Source organism: Streptosporangium brasiliense, from assembly GCF_030811595.1.
Classification (GTDB): Bacteria; Actinomycetota; Actinomycetes; order Streptosporangiales; family Streptosporangiaceae; genus Streptosporangium; species Streptosporangium brasiliense.
Window position 1 is genome coordinate 6,890,159 of the sequence record NZ_JAUSRB010000002.1, and the last position, 12,921, is coordinate 6,903,079.

15 protein-coding genes and 1 pseudogene are annotated in these 12,921 nt (G+C 69.0%); 8 read left to right on the forward strand and 8 right to left on the reverse strand.

Going from position 1 to position 12,921, the window contains the following annotated elements:
• Nucleotides 1-134 precede the first annotated feature (134 nt).
• The gene (locus J2S55_RS40205; RefSeq protein ID WP_306875791.1) at nucleotides 135-1,031 is read right to left on the reverse strand and encodes an IS3 family transposase; all 897 of its coding nucleotides are present in this window, start codon (nucleotides 1,029-1,031) and stop codon (nucleotides 135-137) included.
• 280 nt (nucleotides 1,032-1,311) lie between these two features.
• Here J2S55_RS40205 and J2S55_RS40210 point away from each other — a divergent pair, with 280 nt between their 5' ends.
• Nucleotides 1,312-2,418 (forward strand): IS110 family RNA-guided transposase, encoded by a 1,107-nt coding sequence (locus tag J2S55_RS40210; RefSeq protein ID WP_306872100.1) that lies wholly within the window; start codon nucleotides 1,312-1,314, stop codon nucleotides 2,416-2,418.
• Here J2S55_RS40210 and J2S55_RS40215 read toward each other — a convergent pair.
• Together J2S55_RS40215 and J2S55_RS40220 are read right to left on the reverse strand one after the other, a co-directional pair.
• Complete coding sequence (locus J2S55_RS40215) at nucleotides 2,369-3,154, reverse strand: transposase (RefSeq protein ID WP_306872103.1); 786 nt, start codon at nucleotides 3,152-3,154, stop codon at nucleotides 2,369-2,371. The two genes, J2S55_RS40210 and J2S55_RS40215, sit on opposite strands and share 50 nt — an antisense overlap.
• 91 nt (nucleotides 3,155-3,245) lie before the next feature.
• The gene (locus tag J2S55_RS40220; protein ID WP_306872106.1) at nucleotides 3,246-3,920 is read right to left on the reverse strand and encodes an alpha/beta fold hydrolase; all 675 of its coding nucleotides are present in this window, start codon (nucleotides 3,918-3,920) and stop codon (nucleotides 3,246-3,248) included.
• Between the two features lie 82 nt (nucleotides 3,921-4,002).
• Between J2S55_RS40220 and J2S55_RS40225 the strand changes: the two genes are divergently transcribed.
• Entirely contained in the window at nucleotides 4,003-4,974 is a 972-nt protein-coding gene (locus J2S55_RS40225; RefSeq protein ID WP_306872109.1) for a helix-turn-helix transcriptional regulator, read from the forward strand.
• 7 nt (nucleotides 4,975-4,981) lie between these two features.
• On the opposite strand, the gene J2S55_RS40230 is transcribed toward J2S55_RS40225, so the two are convergent.
• A complete protein-coding gene (locus J2S55_RS40230) occupies nucleotides 4,982-5,533 on the reverse strand; it encodes a transposase (protein WP_306872110.1) in 552 nt (183 codons plus the stop codon).
• On the reverse strand, nucleotides 5,440-5,790 hold the full coding sequence (locus J2S55_RS48485) for a helix-turn-helix domain-containing protein (RefSeq protein WP_370879811.1): 351 nt from the start codon (nucleotides 5,788-5,790) through the stop codon (nucleotides 5,440-5,442). Before J2S55_RS48485 ends, J2S55_RS40230 begins: the two co-directional genes overlap by 94 nt.
• A 173-nt stretch (nucleotides 5,791-5,963) precedes the next feature.
• Here J2S55_RS48485 and J2S55_RS40235 point away from each other — a divergent pair, with 173 nt between their 5' ends.
• Nucleotides 5,964-6,236 (forward strand): aldo/keto reductase, encoded by a 273-nt coding sequence (locus J2S55_RS40235; protein WP_306872113.1) that lies wholly within the window; start codon nucleotides 5,964-5,966, stop codon nucleotides 6,234-6,236.
• Nucleotides 6,133-6,846 (forward strand): aldo/keto reductase, encoded by a 714-nt coding sequence (locus J2S55_RS40240; protein ID WP_306872116.1) that lies wholly within the window; start codon nucleotides 6,133-6,135, stop codon nucleotides 6,844-6,846. Before J2S55_RS40235 ends, J2S55_RS40240 begins: the two co-directional genes overlap by 104 nt.
• A 739-nt stretch (nucleotides 6,847-7,585) precedes the next feature.
• Here the strand turns inward: J2S55_RS40240 and J2S55_RS40245 are convergent.
• Nucleotides 7,586-8,374: a TetR/AcrR family transcriptional regulator gene (locus J2S55_RS40245; RefSeq protein ID WP_306872118.1), complete on the reverse strand. Its 789-nt coding sequence runs from the start codon at nucleotides 8,372-8,374 to the stop codon at nucleotides 7,586-7,588.
• A gap of 76 nt (nucleotides 8,375-8,450) precedes the next feature.
• On the opposite strand from J2S55_RS40245, the gene J2S55_RS40250 reads away from it, so the two are divergent.
• Nucleotides 8,451-8,828, forward strand: a complete 378-nt coding sequence (locus tag J2S55_RS40250) for a DUF4345 domain-containing protein (protein ID WP_306872122.1) — start codon at nucleotides 8,451-8,453, stop codon at nucleotides 8,826-8,828.
• A 50-nt stretch (nucleotides 8,829-8,878) separates the two neighbouring features.
• Here J2S55_RS40250 and J2S55_RS40255 read toward each other — a convergent pair whose 3' ends face one another.
• Both J2S55_RS40255 and J2S55_RS40260 read right to left on the reverse strand, forming a co-directional pair.
• A complete protein-coding gene (locus J2S55_RS40255; protein WP_306872125.1) occupies nucleotides 8,879-9,367 on the reverse strand; it encodes an RNA polymerase sigma factor in 489 nt (162 codons plus the stop codon).
• Nucleotides 9,364-9,828 carry a hypothetical protein gene (locus J2S55_RS40260; RefSeq protein ID WP_306872127.1) on the reverse strand — a complete coding sequence of 155 codons (465 nt, stop codon included), beginning with the start codon at nucleotides 9,826-9,828 and terminating at the stop codon, nucleotides 9,364-9,366. Before J2S55_RS40260 ends, J2S55_RS40255 begins: the two co-directional genes overlap by 4 nt.
• 83 nt (nucleotides 9,829-9,911) lie before the next feature.
• Here J2S55_RS40260 and J2S55_RS40265 point away from each other — a divergent pair, with 83 nt between their 5' ends.
• The 3 genes and pseudogenes from J2S55_RS40265 (at nucleotide 9,912) to J2S55_RS40275 (ending at nucleotide 12,793) form a co-directional block, all read left to right on the forward strand.
• Nucleotides 9,912-10,352 carry a DUF3995 domain-containing protein gene (locus tag J2S55_RS40265; RefSeq protein ID WP_306872130.1) on the forward strand — a complete coding sequence of 147 codons (441 nt, stop codon included), beginning with the start codon at nucleotides 9,912-9,914 and terminating at the stop codon, nucleotides 10,350-10,352.
• A gap of 975 nt (nucleotides 10,353-11,327) precedes the next feature.
• Entirely contained in the window at nucleotides 11,328-11,939 is a 612-nt protein-coding gene (locus J2S55_RS40270; protein WP_306872133.1) for a hypothetical protein, read from the forward strand.
• Between the two features lie 317 nt (nucleotides 11,940-12,256).
• A pseudogene (locus tag J2S55_RS40275) lies at nucleotides 12,257-12,793 on the forward strand (transposase family protein).
• Nucleotides 12,794-12,921: the final 128 nt, after the last annotated feature.

A 12,921-nucleotide genomic window follows, 5' to 3' on the forward strand; every position in this document is an offset into this window, starting at 1 on the left:
AGTGGCTGTTGGTGGCAATCCCCTGAAACCGTGAAGACTTTCTATGGAGCGATGAGCTGCTGATATCTCATCGTGGTGGCCGCTCGGGCGGCCGTGATCTGCTGTGGCAATCCCCTGAAATCGTGGAGACTTTTCTATGCGGCTATGAGCTGCTGACGTCTCACCGTGGTGGCCGCTCTAACGGCCGCGATCCGCTGTTCGTAGATGATCGGTGGTAACCCGTCGGCGGCGCTGTGGCGGCGGCGGGTGTTGTAGAAACCGGCGATCCAGGTTGCGATCTTCAGCCGGGCCTCGGCGCGGGTGGCGAAGCGATACCGGTGGGCGAGCTCGACTTTGAGCGTGGCGTTGAACGATTCGGCCGGAGCGTTGTCCAGCGCGCAGCCGGCCCGGCCCATCGACTGCACCACACCCCAGTGGCGGCAGGCAGCCTGGAACCGGGCAGCGGTGTACTCACCGCCGCGATCGGAGTGGAAGATCACCCCGTCGACGTCGCCGCCTCGGGTGACCGCGGCCATCTGCAAGGAGGCGACCGTCAAAGCGGCGTCATGATGGGCGGACATGGCATAGCCGAGCAACCGGCGGGAGAACAGGTCCTGCACGGTGGCCAGATACAGCTTGCCCTCGTCGGTGACGATCTCGGTGACATCTCCGCACCACAACACGTCCGGTGCGACGGCGGTGAACTGACGGCCGACCAGATCCGGTGCCGCGGGCCTGGCGCCCTGGCGCGTCAGCGAACGCCGTCTGGCAGCCGGCCGACCGGCCAGGCCGAGTTCGGCCATCCGCGCGGCCACCGTGTTGGCCGAGACCCGCCAGCCCTCCTCGTGCAGGTCCCGGGTAATGCGCGGGCTGCCGTAGGTGCCGCCCGAGGCGGTGAACTTCACCTCGATCGCCGCATCCAAGCCGGCGCGACGCTGCTGACGAACACCCGGTGCGCGCCCACGCCATTTGTAGAACCAGGACTGCGAGACCCCCAGGATCCGGCAGGCCGTCGCGTGGGGAACATCGTGCTCGGTCTTCTGGGAGGCGATGAAGGCCGCGTGCGCTCACCGGCCCGTCGACTCCTTGACCCACAAGACCACCGAGCGCTTGAGCACTGTGAGGATGGATGACGTGCCCCCCGGTGCCAGGGTCTGACCCAGCTTGAGACTGGCCATGCTGCCTTCGTGATGACCTGTCGCCCTGGTGCCGGTGGCGCTGTCGATCGGGCGGGGGTGTGTCCCCATAGGGGCCTTGCCGTGCACCATCACAGTCCTGACCTCCCTCACCCGGTCGGTGCCTCTGTCATGACCGCACCTCCAGGAGGAGCACGTGAGCGTCGCCCCCGGCCGCCACCCCGTCACCACCCACTCCACCGACGATGAACGCGAAGAGGTCATCGTCGGCGTCGATACCCATACCGAGGCTCATGTCGCTGCCGTTCTCACAGTCCAGGGCGTCTTGGTCGGCACCCGCCCTTTTGCGGCCACCGCCTGCGGCTATGCCGAACTGCTGGCCTGGGCTCGCAGCCACGGGCGGTTGCACCGCGCCGGCGTGGAAGGCACCAGTTCCCACGGCACCGCCCTGACCCGCTACCTGCGCCGCCACCGGGTGCAGGTGATCGAGGTGAACCGGCCCGACCGGGCGGTGCGCCGCCGACGCGGCAAGACCGACGCCATTGACGCCGAAAACGCCGCCCGTGCGGTCCTGTCCGGGCAGGCCAGCGCCGTGGCCAAGTCCGGTGACGGGGCGGTGGAGATGCTGCGCATGGTCAAGCTAGCTAAAGAGTCCGCGGTCAAGGCCCGCACCCAGGCCATCAACCAACTGCGCGCCATCGTGGCCCGCACCGAACCGCACCTGCGCGAATCGCTGGCCGGCCTGGGCCCAGCCACGCTGTTTCGCCGCTGCGCCGAGTTGCCCAGCGCCCAAGCCGACGACCTCACCACCGTCGCCACCGAGGTGCTGCGTATCCTGGCGCGGCGGATTCTGGCGCTCACCGAGGAGATCCGCTGCCACCAGCAGCGCATGCGCTCCATCATCACCGCCTGCGCACCACGGCTGCTGGAGCGGCACGGCATCGGCCCGGACACCGCCGCCGCGCTGCTCATCACCGCGGGCGACAACCCTGACCGGCTGACCAGCGAGGCTGCCTTCGCCGCTTTGTGCGGGGTCAACCCGATCGAGGCATCCTCCGGCAAGACCACCCGCCACCGACTCAACCTCGGGGGCGACCGACGTGGCAACAGCGCGCTCTACACCATCGTGTTGACCCGTCTGAGCCGCGACCAGCGCACCCGCGACTATGCCGAACGCCGCACCGGCGAGGGTAAATCGAAGAAGGAGATCATCCGCTGCCTCAAACGCTACGTCGCCCGCGAGGTCTTCCCGATCATCGCAGCGGCCCTGTCACCAGCGCAGTCTCCAGCGATCGCGGCTTGACAAGCATAGGGGCCTCATCACGCTCCATCTCCAGCTCGGCGCGCTCTTTGGCCCATTCGGTCTTCTGCCGGCGCAGCCGGGCCAACTCCTCGCGTTCGGACCCGGTCAGCTCGCCCTCGGCGTCGCGCTCGCAGGCCAGGCGGTCCATCTGCATCCAGTTGGCCAAGGTGCCCGCGTTCATTCCCAGGTCCTTGGCGACCGAGGCGATCGATTTCCCGGTCTCTCGCACGATGCGCACCGCACCGGCCCGAAACTCCGGATCGAAGCTGCGTCTGGTCTCTCCCATGCTCCGACCTCTCCCTGTGACGGCGGCCCCGACCCCGGCGCCGGCGGCCGGCGCGGTGCGCAAGGTCTCTCCCCGTGCGGTGCCGGCCCCGGACGGCCCGGAGGGCCCCGGGGCCGGGACGGTCAGGGCGGGGTCGGCCAGCAGCCACCACAAGGTGCCGCCCACGGCCGCGCCGACCAGCACGATCACGGGGAGGATCCACCAGGCCGCCGGGCGCGGCACACGCATCACCGGCGGAGCGGCGATCACGACGGCGGGACGGCGGGCACGGGGGCGCGTAAGTAACGGCACCCCTCCATTCCAGCCGTACTGGCACCAGCCTTGTACGGCGCCGTACTTGTCGAGGACGAGCGCGGCGTGGGCGCGGTCGGTCAGGACCCGCTCCTGCTTGACCGCGCGAAGGCTGATCCCCGCTCGCCGCACTCCGGGTGGTAGCCGATGCGCCAGCACCCGCCGAAGATCCCTTTGTTGCGCTCGACCAGCTCCGCGAACGCGTCCCACGTCGAGGCGTCCAGGGGCCGGATGGTGTACGGCATCGCGGTCAGGCCTCGGCGAGCAGCCGGGCGAGGTCGGTCGGCCGGGTGACCATGGGCCAGTGGCCGGAGTCGATGTCGACGAAGTCGATGTGCTTGACCCTGGCGAGCTCGGGCACGTCACCGGCGTCGATCCACTCCTGCGCCTGGGCGGGGGTGAACTCGGGGCACACGATCACGACCGGAACGTCGAATCGGCGCTCGTCCGCCAGCGATACCACGGCCTTGGCCACGCCCTCGGGGACGGGGACCCAGGCGGCGGCCATGCGCCGCCTGGTCTCCTCGTCGAGGTCGGCGGCGTCGGGTCCCTCGAACGGGCCCCAGCCGGGGAAGGGCATGACGCCCTCGTCGATGGGGAAGAAGTCGGCGTAGATTCCGCCGTCGGTGGCGGGGAAGCCGCCGACGAAGACGACCTTGGCCACCCGTTCCGGCCGGGCGTCGGCGGCCAGCCAGGCCAGCGTGCAGGCGGCGGAGTGCCCCACCACTATGACCTTGTCCTGCGCGGCGTCCAACGCGGCGAGCACCGCGGCCACCTGGTCGTCGAGGGTGGCGGAGGTGGATCCGTCGCCCTGGCCCGGGAGTGTGATCGGCACGGGGCGGTGGCCGAGCGGCCCGAGGGCGGCGGCGACCTCGTCCCAGGCGGATCCGTCGAGCCAGAGGCCGCCGATGAGCAGGATGTCCATGATCTGTTCGCTTTCTTCCGTGAGGTGCGGTTCCCTACCGTAGAGCCAATTCCGGACGATTCACTTCCTGTATTCTCCGAGGGTGCCGAGCGATCTCAGCCCCACCGCACGAGCCCTGCGGGCCCTGGAGATCCTCCAGACCCGCCCCGGCACGACGGCCGCCGAAATCGCCGAGCGGCTGGAGGTCACCGAGCGCGCCGCGCGCCGATACATCGGCATCCTCCGGGAAGCGGGCATCGCCGTCGATTCGGCCCGCGGCCCGCACGGTGGCTACCGGCTACAGCGCGGCACGCGGCTGCCTCCGGTCGTCTTCACGCAGGCAGAGGCGCTGGTTCTGGTCATGGCGGTGCTCGATGGACAGCCGGCCGACGACGACCTTGTCGGCACCGCGCTGGGCAAGGTCATCCAGGCACTGCCCGAGAGCGTCGGACGGCAGGCGGCCGCGCTGCGCGAGCATGCGGCGGCCGCGCCGGACCGGCGCTCGACCCGCCCCGATCCCGCGATCATCAGCGCACTCGTCGCCGCCGTCGCGATCCGGCGCCGCGTGCTGGTCACCTACCGGAGCGGCGCGGGCCAGGAGTGGGAGGCCGAGGTGGACCCCTGGGCGGTCGTCGTTCGCCACGGACGCTGGTATCTCCTGTGCCACTCCCATCGCGCGGCCGCGCTCCGCACCTACCGCGTCGACCGGATCCTGGCCGCCCAGCAGACTGGTTACGGCTTCGAGCCGCCCGACGGCCTCGACCCGGTCGCGACGCTGGAGGAGCACCTGGGAACTGGATGGTCGTTCGCCACCCGCGTGGTGTTCGACGCCCCGCCGGCCGAGGTGGCGCCGTGGATCCGGCCGCCCATGGGGCGCCTGGAACCGGTGGGCGAGGGGTGCGTGCTCACCGGCAGCACCAACAACCCGGCCATGTACGCCCAGGAGTGGCTGGCGACCGTGCCGTTCGCCTTCCGCGTCGAAGGCGGACCCGAACTCCGCACCGCAGTCGCGAAGCTCGCGGCACGACTCACCACCGCCCTGGCGGACCGGGACGACCAGACGATGGCTTACTGAGTTTTCGTTAGTTGTGTGGGGTTGGGGGGATCTTCAGGCCAGTGTGGGCTAAGAACGACCATGCGAGTCGTTCGTCCTGGAAAATGCGGTTGATGCCGCCTTCGGCGGCGTCGCCGACATCAGCGAGGTGGTCGCCGGCGAGGTTGGCCAGTTCGCGTGTTTTGATGCTGGACCACAGCATCTCCACCGGGTTGAGTTCGGGGGCGTAAGCGGGCAGCCGCTCCAGGGTGAGCCAGTCCTGCCCGGCGGCCCAGGCGCGCATGGCGCGGCTCCGGTGCGCGCTCAGCCCGTCCCGGACCAGCACCACCCGTTCGCCCTGGTAGAACGTCTTAACCTGGGTGAGCACGTCGATCAGTGCTTCGGTGTCGTAACTGCCGGGCCGCAGGTGGAAGCACAAACGCGCACCGCGCCCGGTATCGGCGGCGTGGTCGCCCAAGGCGGCGGCCGTCGAGGCGCGTTTCCAGTTCAGCCGGTGCCGCAACGTGGGCGTGCGGCCGCGAGGGGCGTACGTGCGGCGCACCTGCGGCAGCAGCGATACGCCGGATTCGTCAAAGAACACGATCCATCCCCGGTTTTCCAGGGCCCCCTTTTGATGCGTGGCCACTCGAAGTCGACCCACCGGGCGATCTCGGCCTCGTCACGCTCCACGGCCCGGCGCTCGGGGCGCTGCAGGCTCCAGTCCAGCCGTCCTGTGAGCAGACGCCACACCGACGCCCGCGACAGCCGCACCCCGCACACGCGCTCGACCACGCAGCCGACCCGTTCCAAGGTCCACAGATCAGCCTCGAAACCATGGGCCTGAGCGCCCTGCTCCAGCGCGGTACGTACCCGCTCGACCTGGGCGTCGTCGCCGCCGAGATCTCCAGGCTGGCCGTAGCGGCGCCCGTGGCCTGAGTAGGTCTCTGGTCAGCTGCGATCCAAGAAGACGGGCGCGGACGGCGCACAGCCGAAGCGGCAGGGCGCCCATCCCACCCCGCTGCCCAACCGTCATGACATCGGCGGCTGATGAGCAAGGGCCGCCATGGGACCCGTGGAAGCTCGGCCAACTGACCGTCAACCGGATGGGCTTCGGCGCCATGCGCCTCACCGGTACAGCTGCCTTCGACCTCGGGCAGGTACGGCCCCGCCAGCCTGCACTCGACGTCCTCCGCCTGGCCGTTGACCACGGCGTCAACCACATCGACACCGCCGCCTTCTACTTCTCCCCGCTCCGCTCCGCCAACGAGCTCATCAACCGCGCACTCGCGCCGTACCCCGATTGATCTGGTCATCGCCACCAAAGTCGGCCCCGGCCGCGACCCAGCGGGAAACTGGTGGTGGGCCACACCCGAACAACTGCGCGGCCAGGTCGAAGAGAACATCCGCCAGCTCGACACCGACCACCTCGACCTGGTCAACCTGCGCGCCGCCAACACCCGCGACTCCATCGCAGACCTCTTCGGCGTCCTGGCCGACCTTCGGCAGGAAGGACTGGTCAGAGAACTGGGCGCCTCCCAGGTCAGCCCCGCGCAACTCGCCGAAGCCGAGGCCATCGCACCCGTGGTGTGCGTACAGAACTCTTTCGGCGTCGACGCCCCCGAACGACAACGGGAATTCGTCCGCGCCTGCGGAGAGCGGGAAATCGCCTTCGTGCCCTTCTTCGCCATGGCCGGCGCCGGCCGTGAACAGGGGCCAGGCACCGAACAGAACGACGCGGTGACCGAACTGGCCGCCGCACGCGGCGTGTCACCCGCGCAGATACGACTGGCCTGGACCCTGTACCAAGGCCCCAACGTCCTGGCCATCCCGGGTACGGGCAACCCGGCCCACCTGATGGAGAACCTGGCCGCCGGCGAACTCCACCTCACCCAGGACGAGCTCGACCTCCTATGATAACCCAGCCCAGGCTCGTCAGCGAGCAGGAACAACGGGCGTGATGTGCGGCGAGATGGTGGCCAAGTCCGTGGGGATCGGCGCGCTCAGGGAGAACAGCGGAGCATGGAGCCGCTACGCCGCCGGAGAACACGGACCGTCACCATCAAGCCACATGGGAACGACAACTCATGACAGTTGAATAGGCGAGCCCACCAGTATCAACCCCGGGGTGGCCCGCTTCCCCCTCTGAACCGGGGTGTCTACACCTCGCTTGCCTCGTTGCACGGGTCTTGACCTGCGGAGATCCACCCGCGAAGCGCATCCGAACGGAATGTCACGGTAAGCCGCTGGAGGCCGCTCCGCTAACGGGACTTTCCGTTCGGATCCTCGTCATGCCCCGCGAAATCGGCGAGTCCAGACGGGCGGGACGGTGTCGGTGCTGAAGTCGGCGGCGGGGGCTCTCCCGTCCCGCTGTGGTTTCCCCAGGGAGGGCAGGTACTCCCCCTCGTCGGCCGACACGCCCTCCGGTCCTGCGAGGGCTCGCCTACCGATGGTCAGGTCAGGGGGTGGCCAGGACGCCGGGGAAGCCGTAGTAGGCGTCCATGTTTCGGTGAAATAGTGGCGGCAGGGGTCGCAGACGCCGCCCCGCTGGTCGCTGCCTCCGTATCGGAGATGCCTTGGTCCACCCAGTTGTGATCTTGTGAGACGACTGTGGCAGGAGAGGAGGAGGGATCAAGGAGCGCGGGGGCGTTGGGCTTCACGAGGGGTCAGTGGAAACGACAGCAGATGACAGTCCAGGCGTCATGAAGTCAGTGGACGCGTCACAGTGCGTACGTGATGCTTCCGGGGAGCTGCGACTATCTCTCGGGCCGTCATGGAGGCCTCGCTGACAGGGTTCACCCTCGCGCTGATCGGCGTCGCCGACCGCCACACCCAGCTCGCGTCCTGACCGACACTCCGACGGAGGCGAGAGCAGCGGGCCGAGGGCGCCCAGGGCCGCGCCCACGCAGATGTCGCGCAGCTGGTCGCGGGTGCACGTCTCGCGGGTGAGCCAGTCGACGCACAGCACCTGAACGAAGACCAGCCACGCCTTCAGCACCCCGGAGACCGCCTCGCGCGCGTCGTCGCCCGCGAGTGGAAGGACGCCCAGCAGTCGTTCCCTGAGGACGTCCAGCTCGTTCGCCATGATCGTCTGGATGACCGGGTCGCCTGCGAGGACCCGGTTCGCGGCGAGGACGGCGTTGCGATTGGCCACGAAGTAGTCGAGATGGACGTCCATGCCCTGGAGGAGCTGCTCACGCAGGGAGCGCGCGGGATCGAGCCGCGTGTCGGCGAGGAGCTGGTCGGCCGCCTGCTGGTAGACCGCGGCGAAGAGGGCCTGCTTGCTGGGGAAATGCCGGTAGAGCAGGGCCCGCGAGATGCCCGCCTCATCGGCGACCTCCTCCATCAGCACGTCGGCGTACGGGTGCGCGGCGAAGAGCCGGGCGCCGACGGCAAGGAGCTGGGCGCGACGCCCGTCGGGCGTGAGTCGCTGGCGAGGAGGCATGGGATCAGTCTAGTTGACACACGTCTACTAGACTGACCACTGTAGTAGACATATGTCTACTGAGTCGGGAGAAATCATGGCCAAGACGCTCCGGATCCTCACGGTCGTGATGGGGTGGTCGTGCGTGCTGATCGGGCTGCTCCACGTCGTGCTCGGCAACGCGGCGATCCCCGGAGCCGGTGACGCCGGAGCAACGATCGACAGCTGGGGGCGCTTCATGGGCGCCGCCTTCACCGGCTACGGCCTGGCCTGGCTGTGGGCCGCCCGCCGGCGGCCCATCCCGGCGGGGGTGGTGCGCTGGCTGGCCGCGGTCTTCCTGCTGGGCGGGGTGGGGCGGCTGCTCTCACTCGCCGTGTACGGCCGGCCGCACGGCTTTCAGATCGTGCTCACGGTGATCGAACTGGTCCTGCCGCCGGTGTTCTTCTGGCTGGCCGACAAGGAGGAACGCGCCTGAAGAGGCTTACGCCCGAGAGGAGCGCGCTCCGTCACCCGAGGCGCGCTCTGTTATGAGCTCCAGGCGCGGCGGAAGTTCTCCCGGGCCCGGTGCAGCCGGGACTTCACCGTCCCCGGCGCCACCCGCAGCGAGCGCGCCGCATCCTCCTCCGGCACCCCTTCGAGATCGCGGAGCACCAACACCGCCCGATGCTCGGGGGAGAGCCGCTCCAGCACGTCCTGGACGTCCACCGCCCGCTCCACATCCTCACGGGACGGCAACTCGCCCAGTTCTTCAGGACGCGAACGAGCGTCGCGCTTGGCGATCCGCACCGCCTCCCGCACGGCGATCGCCCGCGCCCAGCCGTGCAACGCCTCGGGCTCCCGCAACTCCCGCAGGTGCCGGAACACGGCAATCAACGCCTCCTGCACCGCGTCGGGCCCGCTGTCCAGCGCGATTGGCCCGCACACCCGGCCCAGATAGGGGGTCAGCTCGGCCAGCAGGTCGTTCATCGCCATCGTGTCACCCCGCTGGGCCGCCATCACCAGCGCGCTGCTCATGACACCTGCTCGCCGAACCGCGCCGCCAGCCGTCCCAGCGCCTTCTCCCCGGCCGCTCGCACCCCCCACGGCACGAGCGCGGCCCGCCCCGGCACCCGCACACCACCAGTCTGCGCCACCAGAGTCCCCCCGGGTACGGCTGTCGCCGCGAGGCCGATGAGCAGGAACCGGCTCTGCATCCAGCACCATCCGGGCGACAGGTCCACGTCGAACCTGGCCCGCATGCCGTACCGGCTCCGAGCCCTGGCCACCAACCGCCCACCGAGACCGCCCGGTTCGAGGGTCAGGGCCCGCATGTCCGGCTCGAACGTCCCGAACTCGCGCTCCAGATTCCCGGCCACCGCCCACACCTCGGCGAACGGCGCGGGGATGAATCGTTCGGCGACGTGCGCCCCGGGAATGGCGGCCGCCAGCACCCGCAGCCGCCGCACGGCATCCAACTCAGCAAAAGGCCAGCTCATAACTCTCCAGAGGCACCCAGAACGCGAAAGGTTCCCACACGGATGGAGGGAACTTCTCAGCGGGTCGCGTCCTCCTCCAGGACATGAAAACCCCACGCCCCGCCGCCATCGCCGCCGGGATCCTGCTCGCCGACGCGACCGTCCACGCGATCTGGCTGACCGGCCTGACCTGGCCCGCCTCCGACACCCGCACCCTGTCCCTGGCGGTGCTGAACGCGGAGGTCCCCTTCATCCCCCGGGTGCTGGTGCCCCTCATCGTGCTGCTCATCACCGCCGCCACAGCGGTGCTCATCCGTGCCCGAACTCGAGGCGGCCGAGCGGCCACCCTCGTCACCGCGGCGGTGGCGACAGGTGCTTCGCTCCGAGGCCTTGCGGGCCTGGTGTGGGCCTTCGGCCTGGGCGCCGATCCGGCGACCCCGTTCTACTGGCTCAACCTCCTGCTCTACACCCCGCTCTGCTTCGCGCTTGCGACCACCACGGCCGTGACCCTGAAGGGCCGCATCAGCTCCAGGTGGCCTGCCTGACGATCGTGTCGAGCCCACCGGTGCCAGCCCCGCCTCACTGTCACCGCCGTTACTGTACGTGTGGGGGCGCCGGCCTCGAAGGTGCGCCGTCGGGGATGGTGACCCGCCTGGCCACACGAGGCTTCCTGCGGGGCGTACACAGTGATGCGAGCCTGGCACTGGTCGAGACAGTCATGATGGCCGTGGGAGTGACTCGGGGGGTTCGGCCGGCCTGTCGGGCAATTTACCTAGCGATCACGGGGCATGCACGATTACTCGCAGTGACATCACTGGGGCGCTCGACGCAGCCGGGATCGTATTCTCCCTCGTCGAACACGAAGAGGCGCGATCGACCGAGGAGGCCGACGCGTTCATCGAGGGATACGAAGGAGTGCGGACGAAGAGTCTGTTCCTGGTGACCGCAAGCGCACGGCTCGGTACCTGTTGATCATGGATGACCAGAAAGATCTCGACCTGATCAGGCTCAAGCAGACACTCGGCGAGAGCCGGTTGTCGTTCGGGTCCGCGGAGTGACTGTCGGCCGCGCTCGGCCTTGAGCCGGGGGCGGTCTCGCCGTTGGGTCTCATAGACCCGGTCCCGGCAGTAATCGCGGAAAATCCAACGGATATGCCCCTGACCTGCCCTGATCTGAGGGAACCGCAGGCTGATGTGCCGGTTGGTGGGTGCGGTGGGCCGGGCCGAGGATGCCGCCGACCTGGAGCGCAAGGCTGCCGAGGAACACGCCGCAGCCGCCGCTGATCGCCCAGGCGGGCACAGCACCGCCGGGCGGTCGAGATGAAGTGGGACGGCATCCACGCGCTGCTGTATGTGGAGGACGGCCGGGTACGGATCCCTCGTGTAACAGCGCCGTCGTCACGATCGGTCCGCTTGCCAGCGCGGCCACGGTCACGTCGTCGGTGGCGCACACCCTGCGGACGAGCTCCGCTACGGCGTGCTTAGAGGTCGCGCAGGTAGGTGCAGAGGCTGATGTTGGTCATGCACGACAACGGCACCGTCCGCCGCCCGGCAGTTGATAGCGTGATCGTCGTGGCAGAACTGGAAGAGCTGGTCCTGAGCCCCGGCGAACGGGCCCGGGGGGTTCACGTCGACAGCGTGATGTTCACGATGGACTGGGCCGGTGAGGACTACCCGGGCCAACTGGCTGCGTTCGTGGCTGGTCGAGTACGGGCCTTCGGGGCGGAGCCGACAGACCTCGACACCAACGTCGTCTACCGAGCGGCCGAGACCGACCCGACTCTGCGCCGCGGTGATCTGCCGGTCCGTCAGCTCGATCACCTGTCCGGTGTGCTGGCAGATCTCCGCTGCACGCTCATGGTGTGGGAGAACGGCACCGACACCTACGAGGTACTGGTCGCGCTGACCGATGAGCGTGAGCCGACCGGGCTGATGCACCAGGGCCTCCCGGTGCGGGCCTGGGGCTCGGAACCCGAAGAGACCCTGGTCAGCCTGGACTGCCCGAACTGCTCGCAGATACTGGCCTGGGAATTGTCGGCGGACCAGGCCCTGGCCGACGAGCGCTGCGATTGTGGAGCCGCGTTGTTCGACGCCACCGGCCGTCCGCTGCCCCACGTCACTCTCCACGGCTGAGCCGCTCAGCGCCCTCTGACCCCGACTCGTCCTCACCGATGCACTGCTCATCGAATGCAGCGCCCACTGATCCGCACGAACCACGCCCGCCCGTCTTCACGTCACGGCGATCTACACCCAGCACTTCATGCTCGTCGGGTGCGGATCGCGCACAGAGACGCCGGGGGTCAAGGCCATGGCTCGATGGTGGGGCCCGGCAGCAGGACAGCCACGGGTGCCGACGATCAGGGAGTTGCGACGCTCTGTGATCACTGGGGAGACTTGTGCCCGCGCTTCCATCATGGCTGACAGAACCGCTCTAGGGCCAATTCGCAGCCTTGCTGCCCGAGCGGCCGGACTACCCCCCGGCCATCCGCTCGGCTGCCACCGTCGGCGCATCAGTGACCGGGTCATCTTCGACAAGCTCCTGCAACTGCTCCGTTTCGGCTGCTCTTACGAGGCGATTGCCGACACAACCTGCTCGGCCACCACGATCCGCAGCCGTCGCGACGAGTGGATACGCCTGGGCGTGTTCGCCCGGCTCAAGCAGATAGCGCTGGACTCCTACCCCGACCCTGGACCGTCTTGACGACCTGGGACCGTTGCCCGACGACATCACCGTGCACCTGGACGCCGGCTACGACCCGGACAAGACCCGCGCTCTGCTCAACGGACGCGGCCTGCACGAACGCATCGCACACAAGGGGGAGAAGGCGCCCATCCAGGCCAGTCAGCGTTGGCATGTCGAACGCACTCACGCCGGGTAGAACGCCTTCTGCCGGCTCGCCCGCTGCCGCGAGCGGCGCACCACCGTCATCGACGCACTCTTCGACCTCGCCGACACGATCGCCTATCCGCGCGACCTCTTACCCTGATCACGGCTCCTGGCCTCGGTCGCGGGCCGATGCGCGCCGGGCACCACCCGTACGCGGCCGGGAAACGCGCGTTTGCTGATATGGCAACGGATCTTGCCCCCTGGGAAACTGCGGACCTATGGTTAGCC